Consider the following 19,647-nt stretch of genomic DNA (forward strand, 5'->3'; position numbering starts at 1 on the left):
GTTCAGGCGCCTTCCACAATGGCGAAATGCGACGTCGAATAGAGGCGTCGGAATTTCAGCGCCGCCTGGTATTCGGGCGAATGGAAGCAGGCGAGTGCGACCGCGTAGCTCTCGAACTCGATGATGACATGGCGATTGCCCGATTGCCCTTCCGGGCTCGACGACCGACCGCCGCGGGTCAGGAATTTTGCGCCATATTTGTCGAAAGCCGCTTTGTTGGCGGCAATGTATAGCGGATAATTTTCCGGATCGGTCACCTCGACCATCGCCATCCAGTAGCCCTTCTTGCTCATCGGTTTTCAGGGCTCCAGCGCAGGAAATTGGTGATCAGCGCCAAGCCCAGCGCCTGGCTCTTTTCCGGGTGAAACTGCGTGCCGACGAGATTGTCGCGGGCGACGGCCGCCGTCACCGGGCCGCCATAGTCGGCGACCGCCAGAACCTCTTCCGCCTTGCCCGCATCGAGATGGTAGGAATGCACGAAATAGGCATGCAGCCCGCTTGCGCCAGTCGGTATGCCGGCAAACAGCGGATGCTGGCGCTTGAGCTCGATCGTGTTCCAGCCGATCTGCGGGATCTTCAGCGTCGGATCGGCCGGCGTGATCTCCTTGACGTCACCTGATACCCAGCCGAAGCCGTTGGTGATTGTCTTTTCCAGGCCGCGCTCGGACATCAGCTGCATGCCGACGCAGATGCCGAGGAACGGCCGGCCCTTGTCGATAGCCACCTCCTCGACCGCTTCCCACATGCCTTCGAGGGCATGCAAGCCGGCCGCGCAGTCGGCATAGGCGCCGACGCCGGGCAGGACGATGCGGTCGGCCGTGCGCACCCGTTCGGCATCCGATGTCAGGTCGATAGCAGCCGATATGCCGGCTTCCCGCGCCGCGCGCTCGAAAGCCTTGGTGGCCGAGCGCAGATTGCCCGAACCGTAATCGATGATCGCAACCCGCATCAGCTTCTTCCCGGGATGTGGGTCAGCCCCAGCGCCATGCCCGGCTGCGACGGCCGCGCCAGGGCAGCGTCCGGGACCATGCGCGGTGCCGGTGCGGCCTGATCGGGAAGCGCTTCCGCCTCGAGCGCATAGCGCGTGTCAGCATCGTCGAGCCAACCGGCTTCGACCGCGCCCCATTCGTGCCAACCGCGCCGGCGAAGTGCCGCGATGCGCAGGCCTTGCCCTTCCAGTCCGACATAGAGCGAAACCAGCAACGACAGCAACGACCCGGCCAGACCAAGGCCGAGCTTCTGGCCCAGCATCGAAAGCAGGCCCATGACGACGAAGGCAAGCGCCGCCTCGATCCACAGCCGATGCCAGGCGAACCATAGCGGCGGCACCAGAAGGCCCAGCCAGGTGAAGCCATCGCGGACAAAGGCCGTGGCATCGGCCTTTTCGCTGCGGCCTGGCGGTTCCATCACGACATAGGTGGCCATTGCCTTATCCCTTCAACGATCCCTTGGTGGAGGGAACCGCATCCGGCTGGCGCGGATCGCGTTCGAGAGCCGCGCGCAGCGCGCGCGCCACCGCCTTGAAGCAGGTCTCGGCGATGTGATGGTTGTTGGCGCCGTAGTGATTGGTGACATGCAGCGTGATGCCGGCATTCTGCGCCAGCGCCTGGAAGAATTCGGGCACCAGCTCGGTGTCGAAGGTGCCGATCTTCGGCGATGAGAAGGAAACGTTCCAGACCAGGAAGGGACGGCCGGACACGTCGATCGCGGCGCGCGTCAGCGTCTCGTCCATGGCAAGGTCGATCGAGGCATAACGCATGATGCCGCGCCGCTCGCCCAGTGCCTTGGCCAGCGCCTGGCCGAGCGCGATGCCGGTGTCCTCGACCGTGTGGTGGTCGTCGATGTGCAGATCGCCCTTCGCCCTGACCGTCATGTCGATCAGGGAGTGGCGCGACAGCTGGTCCAGCATATGGTCGAAGAAGCCGACGCCCGTGGCGATATCCGACTTGCCGGAGCCGTCGACATGGACCGCCACGGAGATGTCGGTTTCCTTGGTCTTGCGGCTTGCTTCGGCGGAACGGGGCGGCATCACTCTATCCTTGTCCCAGAGGTTCACATCGTGACCGGCTCAGAGGCTTCAAGCGCTCGCAGGCTTGAAAACGAAAGCCTTCTAGCAGCATGATCCGGCGATTGCCAGTTGCCTCTGACAGCGGTATCGGCCTTGCCAGAGAGCGATTTGCAATCACCGGCCCCATGCATACATATGGCCAATCAAAGTTACTCGTACCGCGCCAATCGCCTTATCGGGATGGCGCTGCTCGGAGCCAGTAAATGTCCAATGAACTGACCATGCACGCCACGACCATCGTGACGGTGCGCAAGGGCAACAAGGTGGTGATCGCCGGCGACGGCCAGGTCAGCCTTGGCCAGACCATCATGAAGGGCAACGCCAAAAAGGTGCGCCGCATCGGCAAGGGCGGCAATGTGATCGCCGGCTTCGCCGGCGCCACCGCCGACGCCTTCACGCTGCTGGAACGGCTCGAGGCCAAGCTCGAACAATATCCAGACCAGCTGACGCGCGCCTGCGTCGAGCTCGCCAAGGACTGGCGAACCGACCGCTATCTGCGCCGGCTGGAAGCGATGATGTTGGTGGCCGACAAGTCGGTGTCGCTGGCGCTGACCGGCACCGGCGACGTGCTCGAACCCGAATTTGGTGTCATGGCCATCGGTTCGGGCGGCAATTACGCGCTGGCGGCGGCACGCGCGCTGATGGACAGCGACAAGGATGCCGAGGAGATCGCCCGCAAGGCGATGCAGATCGCATCCGACATCTGCGTCTACACCAACAACAGCTTCGTCGTCGAAACGCTCGATGTCGGCTGAGCGGGCCGACCATGATCCCGAAACGTGGAAACCGGTTTTCTCGGACGAACGGTTCCGTTCGTCCAGAGATCATGGTCCAACAAGAAGATAGCTATGATTTTCGGCCGGTGACCGAGAAAGACCTGCCGATGATCGCCGGCTGGCTCGCCGAACCGCATGTCGCCGAGTGGTGGGACGATCCCGAGATCGAGATCGCGCAGATCCGCGAGCACATCGACTCGATTTCCGTCGAGCCGCTGATTATCGAACTCGACGGCAAGCCGATCGGTTATCTGCAGACCTATGATCCGCATCTGGAGGACGGCCATCCCTATGCCGACCAGCCGTTCGGCACGCTCGGCATCGACCTGTCGATCGGCCGGCCGGAGCTGGTCGGGCTCGGCCATGGCTCGGCAATCGTGCGCCAGTTCGTCGAACAGCTTTTCGACGAAGGCGTGCCGCGCGTCATCATCGATCCTGATCCCGCCAATGTCAGGGCCATCCGCGCCTATGAAAAGGCTGGCTTTGTTGCCTTTGACACCAGAACATCGGAGTACGGGCCTGCCTTGATGATGGCGCGCGACGCGACGCAGGAGCCCAATTGATCAGCGCCGAAACACTCGACAAGGCAGTCGCGAAAGGTTTGATCTCGCAGACCCTGCGCGATCAGTTGGAGGCCATGGAACGCGCGGTCGCTCTCGCCCCCGAGGTCAGGCGCGCCGATGACGAGGGTGACGAGGAAAACCTGCGGCTGGTCGGCGGCGGCAACGATCTGTTCGTCACCGTTGGAACCGTTCTGCTCAGCGCCGGCTTCTTCTTTGTCCTCACCACCTTGCTTCCAGGCCAGACATTCTGGATCGCCGGCATCCTCGCGGTTTTCGCCTGGGGGCTCGCCGAAATTGTCACGCGTCAGCACCGGATGAAATTATCGTCGTCCGTGCTTGCCCTGATTTTCATGGCCGCCATTCTGGCCGCTCTGGCGCTACAAGTGGAGGCCAGCTTCGGCATACGCAAGCCGGAGACCATCTGGCAGCTATTGGCGTTGCGCCAGACGGCGTCCCAGGCCGGATATCTGTTCCTGGGCGGAGGAATAATTGCGGCGGCGATCTATTTCTGGCGTTTTCGCGTCCCCATCATTGCCGGGGCTATCGCCATCGCCTTTACACTGCTTGCCTTCCTGCAAACGGCGATAATCCTGTATGACAGCGTGACAGCGGGTGCGATTGCGCCGCCGCGTATTGAGGATGTTCCCGAATTGCTCCGCGCGGCACTTTACATGCCGCTGATCTGCGGCCTGATCGTGTTCGCAACGGGTGTAGCTTTTGACATTTACGACAGGGATCGACGCAAGATCTGGTCTGATTGCGCTTTCTGGCTGCATGTCGTCTCGGCGCCCATGCTGGTGCATCCGCTGTTTATCATGGCAACCGGCCAGAACGTCGTATTCGGACATATCGCGCCGGATGCCAATGCAACCATCATGCTGACGGTCCTGATCCTTGGCTTCCTCTATGTCGCGCTTGCCATCGACCGCCGTTCGCTTCTGGTTCCGACATTGGCTTACTTCGGCTCGCTGGGCATCTACTATCTGGTGAATTCCGCCTCCGATTCGACGGGTATCCCGCCTTTTGCCTTGATCCTGGTCGTTGTTGGCGCGCTGATTATTCTGTTCGGGGCTGGCTGGCAGCGTATCCGGCGGATTGTGGTCAAACCCACCTTGCCGGCTGCCGTGATCCGCCGGCTACCGCCGCTGAAGGCGTGACAAGGCTTTGTGATGATCGACACGGCGACGCGAAACGAGGGGGAATGAACCGATGACGACACCGGCCACGGAGAGCAGCTATTCGGCCTATGAAGACAGCTGGCGGATGGGGCTTCTGCTGGTGCTTGCCCTGGTCATCTTCCAGGCTGGGGCGCTCTACGGCATGGGGCGAGCGCCGATCTGCACCTGCGGCTATGTGAAACTCTGGCACGGCGTGGTGAACAGTTCGGAGAATTCCCAGCACATTTCGGACTGGTATACGTTCTCGCACATCATCCACGGCTTCCTGTTCTATGCGCTGGCCAAATTCCTGTTCCCGCGTTCGCCGATCGGACTGAGGCTGGCGTTCGCCGTCTTCATCGAAGGCGGCTGGGAGCTGCTCGAAAACAGCCCGTTCATCATCGAGCGCTACCGCGCCGGCACCATCTCGCTCGACTATTACGGCGACAGCATCATCAATTCGGTGTCCGACACACTGGCCATGGTGCTGGGATTTGTGATGGCGCGAAGGCTACCTATATGGGTGATCGTCAGCCTTGCCATCATCTTCGAACTCGGTACCGGCTATCTCATCCGGGACAATCTGACACTCAACGTGATCATGCTGCTGCATCCGTTCGAGGCCATCAAGCAGTGGCAAAGTGGAATTTAGTGATATGAGCACATTTTCTCCCCGCGAAATCGTTTCGGAACTCGACCGTTTCATCATTGGCCAGAAAGACGCCAAGCGCGCCGTGGCCATCGCCTTGCGCAACCGCTGGCGCCGCCAGCAGCTGGAGGGCCAGATGCGCGAAGAGGTGATGCCGAAGAACATCCTGATGATCGGGCCGACCGGCGTCGGCAAGACCGAGATTTCGCGCCGCCTGGCGCGGCTCGCCGGTGCGCCTTTCGTCAAGGTCGAGGCGACCAAGTTCACCGAGGTCGGCTATGTCGGCCGCGACGTCGAGCAGATCATCCGAGACCTGGTCGAGATCGCCATCGGCCTGGTGCGCGAGAAGATGCGCGAGGACGTCAAGGCGCGCGCCCACGTCAACGCCGAGGAACGCGTGCTGGAAGCGCTGGTCGGCAAGACGGCGAGCCCGGCCACCCGCGATAGTTTCCGCAAGAAGCTGCGCGACGGCGAACTCGACGACAAGGAGATCGAGGTCGAGGTCGCCGACACCGGCGCTGGCGGCATGCCCGGCTTCGAAATCCCCGGTATGCCGGGCGCCAATATCGGCGTGCTGAACATCAACGACATGCTGTCGAAGGCGATGGGCGGCAAGAAGACCAAGATGCGCAAGACGACGGTGAAGGAATCCTACGACCTGCTGGTCAACGACGAGTCCGACAAGCTGCTCGACCAGGACGAGGTGGTGCGCCGGGCGCTCGATGCGACGGAGAATGACGGCATCGTCTTCCTCGACGAGATCGACAAGATCGCGTCGCGTGAAGGCGGCATGGGCGCCGGCGTTTCCCGCGAAGGCGTGCAGCGCGACCTGCTGCCGCTGATCGAAGGCACCACGGTGGCGACCAAATACGGACCTCTGAAGACCGACCACATCCTGTTCATCGCCTCGGGTGCGTTCCACGTGTCCAAGCCGTCAGACCTGTTGCCGGAATTGCAGGGCCGCCTGCCGATCCGGGTCGAGCTGCGGGCGCTGGAGAAGGACGATTTCGTCCGTATCCTGACCGAGACAGAGGCCAGCCTGATCAAGCAGTATATCGCTCTGATGAAGACCGAGGGCGTCGACCTGACCTTCACCGACGACGCGATCGATTCGCTGGCCGGCATTGCCGTCGACCTCAACGCCAGCGTCGAGAACATCGGCGCAAGACGACTGCAGACAGTGATGGAACGGGTGCTGGACGAAATCTCCTACGACGCGCCCGACCGCAACGGAACCAGCGTCACCATCGACGCCGCCTATGTGGAAAAGCATGTCGGCGACCTGTCCAGGAATACCGACCTGTCGCGGTTCATCCTTTGAACGACGGCGCCGGAACGTTCCGGCGCCGGTCCAGGCAACATTTTCCGGCCAGCAAAATCATGTGTGGCCAGATGGTATCATCTGGCCAGCTTTCGTAGTGCCGGGTGAAGGGGCGCTCTCGACTCGACCAAGAGCTTTACCTAGTTTGCGCGGCAATTCTCGATCTCTTGGTTTGACGCAATTCCGGAAAACCGTTTCACACTTTTCCTGGAATTGCTTGGGCGGCGGGTGCATGAAAAAACTGATCCTGGTTATTCTCGGCTTGACGCTGGCGGCGACGCTGTTCGCCGCCGAGGCAGCGACATTGGTGCCGCCGGGAAATCGCAATGCCGTGCAGCCCGATATTCCGGGCGCGTCCAGCCGGCGCACGCAAGCGACCAACACCAGCTTCCAGGCGAAGTACCGCAAGGTCTACGCCCTGCTGCAGAACGACGCCGATCTGCGCGGCAAGATCAAGAAGGCAGCCGCCACCTACGGCATCGATCCCTTGCACATCGTCGGCGCCATCGTCGGCGAGCACACCTACAATGTCGATGCCTATGACCGGCTGCAGACCTACTACGTCAAGGCGATCTCCTATCTCTCCAGCAAGCTGTCCTTCGCCTATGACGGCGAGGACATCACCGATTTCGTGCAGCGGCCGGAATTCAAGAAATGCGCAGGGATGTCCGACAGCTACGATCTGTGGGAATGCCGCGAACAGGTGTGGAACCGTTCGTTTCGCGGCAAGAGCGTCGGCGGGACGAACTTTCCCGACGACCGTTTCGGCGCCACCTTCTTCCAGCCCTATTATGCCGGCCAGACCTTCGGCCTCGGCCAGCTCAATCCGCTGACCGCCCTACAGATGAGCGATCTGGTGCACAAGGTTTCCGGCCTGCCCAGGCTCGACGTCGGCGATCCCAATTCGGTCTACAAGACCATCATGGATCCCGACCTGACGCTGCCCTACGTCGCCGCGACGATCCGGAAATCGATCGATGCCTACAAAAGCATTGCCGGCTTCGACATTTCGGGCAATCCCGGGCTGACCGCCACGCTCTACAATGTCGGCAATCCGGAGCAGCGGGCTGACGCGCTGAAGGCGGAGAACGACAGGCGCCGCGCCGCCGGCGAGCCGGAAAAGCTGCCGGAAGAGAATTACTATGGCTGGCTGGTGAATGACAAATTGGCGGAGCTGAAGGCGCTGTTTTAGCGGGTTTGAGCTCAGGCCTCTACCTCCCGCTTGTGGGGAGGGTATCGCATATGGACTCTTGCGAAGAAGGACCCCCACCCTAACCCTCCCCACAAGGGGGAGGGAACGCTGTCGCGTGCCTTTTATTCTTCTTTGGCGCCGAAAAGTCAGGCGACTAGCCTAGGTCGGCGCCGACGGAAGTCTCCCTCCCCCTTGTGGGGAGGGGTTAGGGGTGGGGGTCGGTGCCGGGCAGACATCTCAGGAATTCCATATGCGATTACCCTTCCCACAAGGGGCAGAGCAGGCTCAAGCCGCCAGCAGCGACTTCAGCTTGACGTCCTGCGATCCCAGTGCTTCCGGCGCCGGCTTCGCGCGCTTGCCGATCAGCATTTCAGCCAGCCTGATGTCGCGGGCGACCGCGTTGCCGGGGCCGATGCCGCTGGCCGCCACCAGCCTGCCGTCCTGGGCCAGATGGAAGAGGATGAAAGCGCCGTCGCCGAGGTCGCGGCGCACGGTGCTGCTGCCTTCGTCGGACAGCCCGGCAATCTGCAGGGACAGACCATATTGATCCGACCAGAACCATGGCACCGCCGCATGCGCCTCGCCGGCACCCAGCATATTCCTCGCCGCCAGCGCGCCCTGCTCCTGGGCGTTGCGCCAGGCTTCCAGCCGTACGCGGCGGCCGCCATAGACGGCGAGCGGAAACGAGCAGCAATCGCCGGCGGCAAAGATGTCGGGATCGCTGCTGCGCAGCTCGGCATCGACGGCAATGCCGTTGTCGATCGCCAGCCCAGCTTCGGCCGCAAGCCCGGTCACCGGCACGGCGCCGATGCCGATGATCGCGAGGTCGGCGACGATTTCCCGGCCGCCGGCAAGCGCTATGCGCACCTTGTTGCCGTCGTCGGCGATGGACGCGATGCCGTCCCCGCACAGAATATCAACGCCCTCGGCGATGTGTGCATCGTGGATGATTTCGGCGATCTCGGCCGGCACGCCGCGCATCAGGATGCGCGGCTGCGCCTCGATAACGGTGACCGCAGCGCCTAGCTTGCGGGCCGCGGCCGCGAGTTCGAGACCGATGAAACCGCCGCCGATGATGGCGATACGGTTACCACGGTTGAGATGCGCGCGAATGGCGAGCGCGTCAGTGAAGGTTCTGAGATAGACGCAGCGCGGACCCAGCCCCGGCATCGGCAGCTTGCGCGGGGTCGAACCGGTTGCCAGCAGGAGCTTGTCGTAAGGCAGGACCGATCCGTCCGACAGGCGCACCGCATGCGCCGCGCGATCGATCGCCACGGCCTGGACGGAATGGATATGCCGGATCGATTTCTCGGCCAGAATGGCGTCGCTGGCGATCGCCTTGATCTCGGGCGCATCGCTGGCCATCGCCTCCTTGGACAGAGGCGGGCGCTCGTAGGGCAGATGCGGCTCGTCGCCGACCAGCGTCACCGGCCCCCGATAATCGAGGTCGCGCAGCGCCAATGCCGCCCGCCCGCCGCATTCGCCGGCGCCGATGATGAGCATCCCCCCCGCCATGTCAGTCATCCGATCTGGATCAGGACTTTGCCGGCATCGACCTTGACCGGATAGGTCTTGAGATTGACGCAGACCGGGGCGCCGCGGGCGTCACCCGTCTTGTAGTTGAAGCGGCCATTGTGCTTGGGGCATTCGATGATGTCATCCATCACCAGCCCGTCGGCCAGGTGCACCTTTTCATGCGTACAAAGGCCGTCGGTGGCGAAGAACTCGTCGTCGGGGCTGCGATAGATGGCGAAGGTGCGGCCGCCATGGTCGAAGCGCATCACATCCTCCTCGTCTATGTCGCCGGTGGCGCAGGCCTCGACCCAGTCGCTCATTCAAGTCCTCCCTAAAAGCAATCCAGGAAAAGTGCGCAGCGGTTTTCCGCCCGGAATTGCGTTAAAATAAACAGTCCAGATCGGATGGAAGCACGATCATTCCGCCGCGGCGACGATAGTGTCGTTGTGGAATTCTTCGCGATATGGCCGTGCGGTCGGCGGCAGCTCGCGTTTGAGGAAATAGTCCTCGTTGCGCAGCTGGCGCAGGAAGACCGGGATCATCTCGCGATAGCCGGCCAGGATCGACGGTGTCGGTTCCGGCAGATCGTGCTTGATCAGTTCGTGCAGCCTCGGCAGCGCATGATAGGGCACCATCGGGAACATGTGATGCTCGACATGGTAGTTCATGTTCCAGTAGATGAAGCGGCTGATCGGGTTCATGTAGACGGTGCGGCTGTTCAGCCTGTGGTCGGTGACGTTATCGGCCAGGCCGCCATGCTGCAGCAGCCCGACCATGACGTGATGCCAGGCGCCATAGAGCCTGGGCAGGCCAACCAGCATCAGCGGCAGAAACGAACCGGTGTAGAACGCCAGCGCGATGGTGGCGGCATAGATCGCCGTCCAGATGCGGGCGATCCGGATCGCCTTGGGCTGTTCCTGCTCGGGAATGAAGGTCTTTTCCGCCGCGCTGATGTTGCCGGCGGCGTTGCGCAGCATATCGCTCATCGCATGCCAGGCGTCGAGCACGCCGACGAAGCCCAGGACGGCGCGAACCAGGTCCGGCGGCCGCATGACCGAGATTTCCGGGTCGCGGCCGACGATGACGGTGTCGGTGTGGTGGCGCGTGTGGCTCCAGCGCCAGGTCACCGGATTGCGCATGATCATGAAGCAGGCGATCTGATAGACCACATCATTCATCCACTGCGTCCGGAAGGCGGTGCCGTGCCCACATTCGTGCCAGCGTGAATCCGTCGACGAACCGTAGAGGACGCCATAGACGAAGAAGAACGGCACGCACCACCATGTGCCCCAGAACCAGGCGCCGCCGGCGCCGCTGACGATCAGCGCGGCGAACCAGATTGCCGTATCGCGGATCGCCGGCCCGTCGGAGCGCTGCATCAGCTCCTTCATCTGCTTGCGCGGTACGTCGGTGTGATACCACTCGGCGGCCGACAGGCCGGTCTCGACGGCGAGCCTGGCGTCGCGGCCGATCAGGCTGTAGTCACGCCGGGACGGCGCAGTGGACATGATTTGCCTCCCTCGGCAAAGGCATCCGCCAGAGCGATGCCGTGAAATCCCTTGGTTTCGAGCATCAAAGTAACGCCGACCGATGATAGACTCAACATCACAAAGATAGTTTCTATCATTTCCCATCAGGATGATGTACGAAGGCTCAAGCAAATCCGACGAGGCAAGCATGGTGAAGCGGCCGACAATATCAGATCTGGCGCGCATCTCGGGCGTCAGTGTCGCCACCGTCGACCGCGTGCTGAACAACCGGCTGCCGGTGCGCGAAGAGACAGCGCGCCGCGTCTACGAGACCGCTACCGATATCGGCTACCACGCCGCCGGCCTCATCAAGCAGCGCATGCGCCAGGAATTGCCGGAGTACCGGCTGGGCTTCCTGCTGCTGCGGGGCAATGATGCCTTCTACGGCGACTTCGCGCGGGAACTTGAACTGGCCATCTCGCAATCGCAACGCTTCCGTGGCGTTGCGACCATCGATTTCGCAAGTTCCCTGGCTCCCGACGAGATCGCCTCCCAGATGCGCAGGCTGGCGGCGAAATCGAGGGCCATCGCCGTTGTCGGTCCGGACCATCCGACCCTGACAGCGGTCGTGGAAACCTTGAAGGCGAGAGGGCAGCCGGTCTTTTCGGTGCTGTCCGACTTTGCCGCCGGCATCCGGGAGGGCTATATCGGCCTCGACAACCGCAAGGTCGGGCGCACCGCCGCATGGATGATCTCCAAAGCAGCCAAGCGGCCCGGCAAGGTCGCCCTCTTCGTCGGCAGCCACCGCTTCCACGGCCATGAGTTGCGCGAGATCGGCTTTCGCTCCTTCTTCCGCGAGCATGCGCCGGAGTTCAGCGTGCTTGAAACGCTCGTCAATCTGGAAGCCAACCAGGTCACCCATGACGCGATGATCGATCTTCTGGCGCGTTATCCGGATCTTGCCGGCTGCTACGTCGCCGGCGGCGGCATGGAGGGCGCAGTCTCGGCGCTGCGGGCAGCGAAGCCCGCGACCATGCCGGTGGTCGTCTGCAACGAGATCAACGCCGAGTCGCGCGCGGCACTCGCCGACAACATCCTCACCATGGTGATCTCGACCCCGCTCGCCGCTTTGTGCCGTGAGCTTGTCGACCTGATGGCGCATGCCATCGAAACCGGCGCCGCCAACGCTCCGGGCCAGACCTTCCTGCCCTTTGACATCTACCTGCCGGAAAACATCTAGCCCGCCGCCGCGCAAGGCCGCCGAGGCAAATGATAGAATCCATCAGAGCGATGCGTAAATCGGCCGGCAGGCCGCGGAATCGCCCTTGACGCCCCGATGTGAAATGGAATAAATATTTCATCATCTGTGTATTTTGGTTCTTTCGTTCCGGAACATCTGTTTCAAACAGGGGCTTGACGTTCCAGCCAGGAGGCAAGCGTCACCCGGAATAGAAAAGATATCAGGGAGAGATTCCCCGGGGAGATCGGGGATTCCGGATAAATCGGTGAAACCGGACACCAATATGTGGAGGAGAAACACAATGAAGAAATTGATTTTGGGCGTCGCCTTCGCGGCGCTGATGAGCTCATCCGCCCTGGCCGCCAAGGTTGGCGTGTCGATGGCCAAGTTCGATGACAACTTCCTGACCGTGCTGCGCAACGGCATGATCGAGCAGGCCAAGGGCATGACCGGCGTGGAGCTGCAGGTCGAGGACGCGCAGAACGACGTTGCCAAGCAGCTTGACCAGATCAAGAACTTCGCCGCTTCGGGCGTCGATGCCATCATCGTCAACCCGGTCGACACTTCGGCCACGCAGGCGATGTCGGATGCCGCGGCGGCCGCCAAGATCCCGCTGGTCTATGTCAACCGCGAGCCGGTCAATGTCGACACGCTGCCCGACAACCAGGCCTTCGTCGCCTCGAACGAAGCCGATTCCGGCACGCTCGAGACCAAGGAAGTCTGCCGCCTGTTCAAGGAAGCCGGCAAGAAGGAAGCCAATGTCTATGTGATCATGGGCGAGCTTTCCAACCAGGCCGCCGTGCAGCGCACCAAGGACATCGACGATGTGATCGCGACGCCGGATTGCAGCTTCATCAAGATCATCGACAAGCAGACGTCGAACTGGAACCGCGACGAGGCGCAGAACCTGATGACCAACTGGCTGTCGACCGGCAAGCCGTTCGACGGCGTCATCGCCAACAATGATGAAAGCGCCATCGGCGCCATCCAGGCGATGAAGGCCGGCAACATCGACATGAAGGCGGTTGTCGTCGGCGGCGTCGATGCCACCCAGGACGCGCTGGCAGCCATGCAGGCGGGCGACCTCGATGTAACCGTGTTCCAGGACGCCGCCGGCCAGGGCGCCGGCGCTCTCGATGCGGCGCTCAAGCTCTCGAAGGGCGAGAAGGTCGAGCACAAGGTATACGTGCCCTTCCAGCTGGTGACGCCGGCCAACATCGACAAGTTCCTGAAGAAGAACTGAGCCGCCAACGGTTCGATACGGAGCGGCGCTCTCGATCGCGACAGCGCCGCTCCCCTTTCTCTCCCTCAGCGCCGGCACGGCGCGAGGGCGACCGCGGCTGATGGAGGACAGGATACGTGGCACAGACATCTCATGGCGTCGGCGGCGTCGGTTATGATGCGAGGAAGCGCACATGGCCGGCCGAGTTCAATGTTTTCCTGGCGCTGGTCATTCTCGTCGTCATCTTCGAACTGATCGGCCGCGTCTTTCTCGGCGACAGCTTCCTGTTCAACACCCGCAGCGACGTCGGCGGCATCTTCAACGAAGCGCGCCTGCAGATCATCATCCTTCAGGTGTCGATCGTCGGCATCATCGCCATCGGCGTGACGCAAGTGATCATCACCGGCGGCATCGACCTGTCCTCGGGCTCGATCGTCGGCGCGACCGCCATGATCGCCATGAGCTTCGCCCAGGTGGCGACGGTCAACGGCAACCCCAATCCCAAGGCGATGTTTTTGGCGCAAGGCTGGACGGACCTGCCTGTCATCGTGCCGCTGCTGGTGGCGATCGCCTGCGGCCTGTTTGCCGGCCTGGTCAATGGCGCGCTGATCGCCTACACGCGCATTCCGCCGTTCATCGCCACGCTCGGCATGATGGTGACCGCGCGCGGCATCGCGAAATGGTGGTCCAAGGGCCAGCCGATCTCGTTTCCCACCGAGAGTTTCGCCGGCATCGGCAAAGGCCTGATGCCCGTCGTCATCTTCCTGTCGCTGGCCGTCCTGTTCCAGCTGATCATGACCTACACCAGGTACGGCAAGCACTGTTACGCGATCGGCTCCAACGAAGATGCCGCGCGCATGTCCGGCATCAAGATCGCCAACCACAAGATCCTGGTCTACGTCATCGCCGGCATTCTCGCAGCGCTCGCCGCCGTGGTGCTGAGCTCCAAGAACCTGACCGCGCAGTCCGGCATGGGCGTAATGTACGAACTCGACGCCATCGCCATGGCGGTCATCGGCGGCGTCTCCCTGTCGGGCGGCCGCGGCTCGATCATCGGCACGGTGATCGGCTCGCTGATCTTCGGCGTCATCATCTCGGGCTTCACCTTCCTGCGCCTCGACGCCTACTACCAAGAGATGGTCAAGGGTGTGATCATCGTCGGTGCGGTGGTTCTCGACCAGTGGCGCCAACGCCTGCGGGCAATGAGGGCATGACCATGTCAGACATCGTCCTGAAGACCGAAAACCTGACCAAGCGCTATGGCGGCGTGCACGCGCTGGAAGGCGCGAATTTCGAGCTGCGCAAGGGCGAGCATGTCGCCATCATGGGCGACAACGGCGCCGGCAAGTCGACCTTCGTGCGCCAGATCACCGGCGTCGAGCAGCGCACCAGCGGCCAGATCTGGTTCGACGGCAAGGAAGTGAATTTTGCCGGGCCGATCGAGGCCCGTACGGCCGGCATCGAGACCGTGTTCCAGAACCTGGCGCTGGCCGACGATCTCGACGTGCCTTCGAACCTGTTCCTCGGCCGCGAGAAGGTGCTGTTCAACCTCGGCCCGTTCTCGATCCTCGACCGCAAATACATGCGCAAAGCGACCGAGGCGGCGCTCGTCCGCACGGCGGTGAAGATCCCCAATCTGTCCAACACCATCCGCCACATGTCGGGCGGCCAGCGCCAGTGCGTGGCGATCGCCCGGACGGCAACCTTCGCTTCCAAGCTGATCATCATGGACGAGCCCACGGCTGCCCTTGGCGTGCAGGAGACCGCGCAGGTCGAAAACATCGTCCGTACGCTCAAGGACAATGGCGAGCCGCTGATCCTGATCAGCCACAATATGCGCCAGGTGTTCGATCTCTGCGACCGTATCGTCGTGTTCCGGCGCGGCCGCATCGTCGCCAATCTGCGCAAGGAGAACACCGACGGAAACGACATCGTCTCCTACATCACCGGCGCCAAGACCGGGGAGGCGGAACTCGCGGCCTAAACAGGATGGTCATCCTGTTTTCTGGCGCGCTCGAAAAATAGCCTTGCCACCTTCCCCCAAAAGGAAGGTGTGGACACAACTCTCTCTAACCCATCCCCCAGAGGAAATATCATGACCGTTCGCTTCGCTCTCCTCGGTGCCGGCCGCATCGGTAAGGTCCACGCCCGCGCCGTCGGCTCCAATCCCCAGGCCAAACTGGTTGCCGTTGCCGATGCGTTCGAGAAGGCCGCCAAAGAGCTGGCGAGCGCCTATGGCGCCGAGGTGCGCAGCATCGAAGACATCGAAAAAGCCGGGGATATCGACGCCGTCGTCATCTGCACGCCGACCGATACCCATGCCGATCTGATCGAGCGCTTCGCCAAGGCCGGCAAAGCGATCTTCTGCGAGAAGCCGATCGACCTCAACGTCAAGCGCGTCGAGAAGTGCCTGGCCGTGGTCGAGAAGACCAAGGCGACGCTGATGGTCGGCTTCAACCGCCGCTTCGATCCGCACTTCGCCGCCGTGCGCAAGGCGATCGACGACGGCGCCATCGGCACCGTCGAGATGGTCACCATCACCTCGCGCGATCCCGGCGCGCCGCCGATCGACTACATCAAGCGCTCGGGCGGCATTTTTCGCGACATGACCATCCATGATTTCGACATGGCGCGCTTCCTGCTCGGCGAAGAGGTCGTGGCGGTCAGCGCCCATGCCTCGGTGCTGGTCGACAAGAAGATCGGTGCTGCCGGCGATTTCGATAGCGTCAGCGTCATCCTGGAAACCGCTTCCGGCAAGCAGGCCGTCATCTCCAACTCGCGCCGCGCCACCTATGGCTACGACCAGCGCATCGAAGTGCATGGCTCGAAAGGCATGATTGCCGCCGAGAACCAGCGCCCGGTGTCGATCGAACTGGCCAACGAGAAGGGTTATACGCGCCCGCCGCTGCACGACTTCTTCATGACCCGCTACCTCGACGCCTATGCCATTGAGATCGCCGCGTTCATCACGGCCGCGACCTCGGGCAAGAAAGCGTCGCCGAGCGGCGCTGACGGCCTCGTCGCGCTGAAGCTGGCCGATGCGGCGCTGAAATCAGCAACGACCGGCAAGACCGTCCGGCTCGACAAGTAAGAACCCTTGGAAAGAACCACAGGAGCAGAGCGATGAGCGGAACAGCCGATCGCAATTCACAGACACGCGCCATCGTCACCGGTGGCGCCCAGGGGATCGGCTTTGCCGTCGCCGAAGCGCTGGCCGACGAGGGCTGCCGGGCGCTGGCGCTCATCGGCCGCTCGCAGGAGAAGGGGGACAAGGCCGTCGCCCATTTCAAGAATGCGGGCGTCGACGCGATCTTCATCAGCGCCGACGTCTCTAAAGTGGCCGACTGCAAGCGCGCCGTTGCCAGCGCGATCTCGCATTTCGGCACCATCAACGCCTTGGTCAACGCCGCCGCGACGTCGGCGCGCGGCTCGCTGGTCGAAACCAGTGAAGAGCTTTTCGACACGATCTTCGACACCAATGTACGTGGGCCGTTCTTCCTGATGCAGGGCGTGGTGGCGCATCTGCTGGAGAAGAAAGCGCCCGGCTCGATGGTCAACGTGCTGTCGATGTCTGCGCATACCGGCCAGTCGTTCCTGACGCCCTATTCGACCAGCAAGGGGGCGCTGATGACGCTGACCAAGAACGTCGCCAACGCCTATCGCCACAACCGCATCCGCTGCAATGCGGTGCTGCCGGGCTGGATGGACACAGAGGGCGAGGACATCGTGCAGAAGAAGTGGCACGACGCGCCGGACGACTGGCTGGCCAAGGCCGAGGCGGCGCAGCCGATGGGCCAGTTGGTCAAGCCGGACCAGCTTGCACGGCTGATCAGCTACATGGTGAGCCCGCAGTCGGGCGTCATGACCGGATCGCTGGTCGACTACGACCAGAGCATTGCGGGGGCGTCTCCGGAGTAACGCCGGCGAGTCTAGCGGAAACGCCCATAATTTCGTCATCCACGGACGGAGCAAGGAGCGTAGCGACGCGGCGCAGACCCGAGGATCCATGCCGCGACTTCTGAGCGTTGCTGCGGTGCGGAATTCTGCTCCGATGCACTCCACGGCTGAGGTCACGGCATGGATCCCAGGGTCTCCGCGACGGAGCTTCGCTCCTGCTCCGCCCAGGGATGACGAAGTTTGGGTGCTTCGGCCATCCCGAATTGTCTCCGCATCAGGGCACGTGACAAGCGCCTCCGCATCGACTATATGAGCCTCATGATCAACCTGACCGCCACGTATTGGTACTTTAGGAGCTCGCTGGCGGCGGGAGGATTGCGCTCGATCTGAAGATTGCAGCAACAAGATCCGAACAGCCGCCATACCTGGCGGCTTTTTTGTTTTCAGCCGGCAGGTTCCCAAACAGGAGCAGAAAGCCGTGTTGACCACCACAGACGACCTTCGGGTCAAGGAAATCCGAGAACTGAGCACACCGGACGAGGTGATGCGGGAGATACCGCGCACTTTGACCGCGACGCGCACCGTCAGCGCATCGCGCAACGCAACCCATGCCATCTTGAACGGCACCGACGACCGGCTGCTCGTCATTGTCGGCCCGTGTTCGATCCACGATCCGGTCGCGGCCGTCGACTATGCCAGCCGCCTGGCAGCGCTGCGCGAGAGCCTGTCGGACCGGCTGGAGATCGTGATGCGGGTCTATTTCGAGAAACCGCGCACGACGGTCGGCTGGAAAGGCCTGATCAACGATCCCGACCTCGACGGCAGCTTCAACATCGACAAGGGGCTGCGGATGGCACGCAACGTGCTGTCGGCCGTCAACAATCTCGGCCTGCCGGCGGCGACCGAATTCCTCGACATGACCACGCCGCAATACATTGCCGACCTGGTTGCCTGGGGCGCGATCGGCGCGCGCACGACCGAGAGCCAGATCCACCGCGAACTCGCCTCGGGCCTCTCCTGCCCGGTCGGCTTCAAGAACGGCACCGACGGCAATCTTCGCATAGCCGCCGAGGCGGTGAAATCGGCCGCCCAGCCGCATCATTTCATGGCGGTGACCAAGGGCGGGCGCAGCGGCATCGCCACGACCACGGGCAATGAGGACTGCCACGTCATCCTGCGCGGCGGCGTTCAGCCCAACCATGACGCGGCGAGCGTCGAAGCCGCCGCTGTGGAACTCGCCCGGATCGGCGTCGCGCCCAGGCTGATGATCGATGTCAGCCACGCCAATTCGGCCAAGAAGCCCGAGAACCAGCCCAAGGTCGCGGCCGATGTCGCCGGCCAGGTCGCGGCAGGCGACGAGCGCATCATCGGCCTCATGATCGAGAGCAACCTCGTCGCCGGCCGGCAGGAGGTGGTAGCAGGCAAGCCCTTGGTCTACGGCCAGAGCATCACCGATGGCTGCATCGACTGGGCGACCACCGAGACGGTGCTGCACGGCCTTGCCGGCGCCGTCGAATGGCGCCGCTCAGCGCGCCGCGCGATGATGGAGAGCCGGCAGGGAGCCGCTTGAGCCACTATTGCCGGCCTTTGCCCGGCACGGACCCCCACCCCTAACCCCGCCCACAAGAGGGAGGGCAATCGCATATGGATACTTGCGAAGAAGGACCCCCACCCTAACCCTCCCCACAAGGGGGAGGGAACGCTGCCGCGCACTCCTACTCGAACCTTTGACGCCTGAAAACGTCGGCAGTTTGCCGTTGTCAGCGCCGACTGGAGTCCCCCTCCCCCTTGTGGGGAGGGGTTAGGGGGTGGGGGGGTGGGTCCTCTTCGCAGGAAATCCCTACGCCGCCCTTAACCCCTCCCATGCCGTGAACACCGACACGGCAAAGAGCAGCAGTCCGGCCGCCCGGCCGGCAAAAATGGTCGCCCTCGGATTGGCGATCAGAAGATTGCGGCTGCGGCCGGCCGTGATCGCCAGTCCGCCATAGATCGCAGCCTGCGTCACCACGGTCAGCAGTCCCATGATCGTCGCCTGCATCCAGATCGGACCGTAGTCCGGTTTCAGGAACTGCGGATAGACGGCAAGCACGAACAGGTATGCCTTCGGGTTGATCAGGCAGGTCACAAAACCCTGGCGAAAGGCCTTCCATGCGGAACGGCTGCCGGCAGGCCCCTCCTGACCGACAGTGATGGAACTGCGCATCAGCGTGATGCCGATAAAGGCCATGTAGGCGGCGCCGGCAAGCAGAAGCGGCTTGAACAGGATCGGCACGAAATGCATCAGCAGGCCGACGCCGATGGCGCCGTTCAGCGTGTGCACCATGCCGCCGACCATGATGCCGCCAGTCGCGGCGAGACCCCTGTCGCGTCCGCCGGTCAGTGCATTGGCGAGCACGAAGAGCATGTCCATGCCTGGAACGGCGATGATGCCGAACAGCAGGATAAAGAAAAGCCAGAGATTTTCCGCATAATCCATGTCAGTTGCCTGCCGCCTCGCTCGGCCAAACCGCAGCGGAACCTGTTGATTTTCAATTCGATAGGCGCTCCTATAGATCAGCCCAACTGACAATGCTGTGTC

Annotated in this window: 21 protein-coding genes; 13 read left to right on the forward strand and 8 right to left on the reverse strand. The window is 62.7% G+C overall.

Annotated elements, in window-relative coordinates; translation table 11 throughout:
• Positions 1-2 precede the first annotated feature (2 nt).
• Genes NKH95_RS08300 through hisB form a run of 4 tightly spaced genes read right to left on the reverse strand, consistent with a single transcriptional unit; the run spans position 3 to position 2,029 of the window.
• Positions 3-293 (reverse strand): DUF1330 domain-containing protein, encoded by a 291-nt coding sequence (locus tag NKH95_RS08300; protein ID WP_352891315.1) that lies wholly within the window; start codon positions 291-293, stop codon positions 3-5.
• On the reverse strand, positions 290-949 hold the full coding sequence (gene hisH / locus NKH95_RS08305) for an imidazole glycerol phosphate synthase subunit HisH (RefSeq protein ID WP_023810642.1): 660 nt from the start codon (positions 947-949) through the stop codon (positions 290-292). The genes NKH95_RS08300 and hisH overlap by 4 nt, the downstream gene beginning before the upstream one ends.
• Positions 949-1,425 carry a DUF2628 domain-containing protein gene (locus tag NKH95_RS08310; RefSeq protein ID WP_352611029.1) on the reverse strand — a complete coding sequence of 159 codons (477 nt, stop codon included), beginning with the start codon at positions 1,423-1,425 and terminating at the stop codon, positions 949-951. The genes hisH and NKH95_RS08310 overlap by 1 nt, the downstream gene beginning before the upstream one ends.
• A 4-nt stretch (positions 1,426-1,429) precedes the next feature.
• On the reverse strand, positions 1,430-2,029 hold the full coding sequence (hisB, locus tag NKH95_RS08315; RefSeq protein WP_352611028.1) for an imidazoleglycerol-phosphate dehydratase HisB: 600 nt from the start codon (positions 2,027-2,029) through the stop codon (positions 1,430-1,432).
• A 242-nt stretch (positions 2,030-2,271) separates the two neighbouring features.
• Between hisB and hslV the strand changes: the two genes are divergently transcribed.
• The 6 genes from hslV (at position 2,272) to NKH95_RS08345 (ending at position 7,726) form a co-directional block, all read left to right on the forward strand.
• Entirely contained in the window at positions 2,272-2,823 is a 552-nt protein-coding gene (gene hslV, locus NKH95_RS08320) for an ATP-dependent protease subunit HslV (RefSeq protein WP_023810644.1), read from the forward strand.
• A 71-nt stretch (positions 2,824-2,894) separates the two neighbouring features.
• Positions 2,895-3,407 carry a GNAT family N-acetyltransferase gene (locus NKH95_RS08325; protein ID WP_023810645.1) on the forward strand — a complete coding sequence of 171 codons (513 nt, stop codon included), beginning with the start codon at positions 2,895-2,897 and terminating at the stop codon, positions 3,405-3,407.
• Positions 3,404-4,564, forward strand: a complete 1,161-nt coding sequence (locus NKH95_RS08330; RefSeq protein ID WP_352440523.1) for a hypothetical protein — start codon at positions 3,404-3,406, stop codon at positions 4,562-4,564. The genes NKH95_RS08325 and NKH95_RS08330 overlap by 4 nt, the downstream gene beginning before the upstream one ends.
• Before the next feature lie 52 nt (positions 4,565-4,616).
• Positions 4,617-5,216, forward strand: coding sequence for a DUF2585 domain-containing protein (locus NKH95_RS08335; protein ID WP_023810647.1), 600 nt, complete (start codon positions 4,617-4,619; stop codon positions 5,214-5,216).
• Between the two features lie 4 nt (positions 5,217-5,220).
• The gene (gene hslU / locus NKH95_RS08340) at positions 5,221-6,534 is read left to right on the forward strand and encodes an ATP-dependent protease ATPase subunit HslU (protein ID WP_023810648.1); all 1,314 of its coding nucleotides are present in this window, start codon (positions 5,221-5,223) and stop codon (positions 6,532-6,534) included.
• 232 nt (positions 6,535-6,766) lie between these two features.
• Positions 6,767-7,726: a DUF1402 family protein gene (locus NKH95_RS08345; protein WP_352440525.1), complete on the forward strand. Its 960-nt coding sequence runs from the start codon at positions 6,767-6,769 to the stop codon at positions 7,724-7,726.
• Between the two features lie 285 nt (positions 7,727-8,011).
• Here the strand turns inward: NKH95_RS08345 and NKH95_RS08350 are convergent, their stop codons facing one another.
• The 3 genes from NKH95_RS08350 to NKH95_RS08360 form a co-directional block, all read right to left on the reverse strand.
• Positions 8,012-9,250 carry an NAD(P)/FAD-dependent oxidoreductase gene (locus NKH95_RS08350; RefSeq protein WP_352632009.1) on the reverse strand — a complete coding sequence of 413 codons (1,239 nt, stop codon included), beginning with the start codon at positions 9,248-9,250 and terminating at the stop codon, positions 8,012-8,014.
• On the reverse strand, positions 9,247-9,561 hold the full coding sequence (locus NKH95_RS08355; RefSeq protein ID WP_027161041.1) for a Rieske (2Fe-2S) protein: 315 nt from the start codon (positions 9,559-9,561) through the stop codon (positions 9,247-9,249). The genes NKH95_RS08350 and NKH95_RS08355 overlap by 4 nt, the downstream gene beginning before the upstream one ends.
• A gap of 96 nt (positions 9,562-9,657) precedes the next feature.
• Positions 9,658-10,749, reverse strand: coding sequence for a fatty acid desaturase family protein (locus NKH95_RS08360; protein WP_352632011.1), 1,092 nt, complete (start codon positions 10,747-10,749; stop codon positions 9,658-9,660).
• 169 nt (positions 10,750-10,918) lie between these two features.
• Between NKH95_RS08360 and NKH95_RS08365 the strand changes: the two genes are divergently transcribed.
• The 7 genes from NKH95_RS08365 (at position 10,919) to NKH95_RS08395 (ending at position 18,639) form a co-directional block, all read left to right on the forward strand.
• On the forward strand, positions 10,919-11,950 hold the full coding sequence (locus tag NKH95_RS08365) for a LacI family DNA-binding transcriptional regulator (protein ID WP_023810652.1): 1,032 nt from the start codon (positions 10,919-10,921) through the stop codon (positions 11,948-11,950).
• Between the two features lie 301 nt (positions 11,951-12,251).
• Positions 12,252-13,193, forward strand: a complete 942-nt coding sequence (locus NKH95_RS08370; RefSeq protein ID WP_352891316.1) for a sugar ABC transporter substrate-binding protein — start codon at positions 12,252-12,254, stop codon at positions 13,191-13,193.
• A gap of 116 nt (positions 13,194-13,309) precedes the next feature.
• Positions 13,310-14,386, forward strand: coding sequence for an ABC transporter permease (locus NKH95_RS08375; RefSeq protein WP_352773851.1), 1,077 nt, complete (start codon positions 13,310-13,312; stop codon positions 14,384-14,386).
• Between the two features lie 2 nt (positions 14,387-14,388).
• Entirely contained in the window at positions 14,389-15,156 is a 768-nt protein-coding gene (locus tag NKH95_RS08380) for an ATP-binding cassette domain-containing protein (RefSeq protein ID WP_023810655.1), read from the forward strand.
• 111 nt (positions 15,157-15,267) lie between these two features.
• Entirely contained in the window at positions 15,268-16,263 is a 996-nt protein-coding gene (iolG, locus tag NKH95_RS08385) for an inositol 2-dehydrogenase (protein WP_352672875.1), read from the forward strand.
• Positions 16,264-16,295: 32 nt separating this feature from the next.
• Entirely contained in the window at positions 16,296-17,090 is a 795-nt protein-coding gene (locus NKH95_RS08390; protein WP_352891317.1) for an SDR family oxidoreductase, read from the forward strand.
• Positions 17,091-17,547: 457 nt separating this feature from the next.
• On the forward strand, positions 17,548-18,639 hold the full coding sequence (locus tag NKH95_RS08395; RefSeq protein WP_352891318.1) for a 3-deoxy-7-phosphoheptulonate synthase: 1,092 nt from the start codon (positions 17,548-17,550) through the stop codon (positions 18,637-18,639).
• 270 nt (positions 18,640-18,909) lie between these two features.
• Here the strand turns inward: NKH95_RS08395 and NKH95_RS08400 are convergent, their stop codons facing one another.
• The gene (locus NKH95_RS08400) at positions 18,910-19,545 is read right to left on the reverse strand and encodes a LysE family translocator (protein WP_352736556.1); all 636 of its coding nucleotides are present in this window, start codon (positions 19,543-19,545) and stop codon (positions 18,910-18,912) included.
• Between the last annotated feature and the right edge of the window lie 102 nt (positions 19,546-19,647).

The sequence above is a fragment of the Mesorhizobium sp. M0848 genome (assembly GCF_040319805.1).
In the GTDB taxonomy this organism is placed as follows: domain Bacteria; phylum Pseudomonadota; class Alphaproteobacteria; order Rhizobiales; family Rhizobiaceae; genus Mesorhizobium.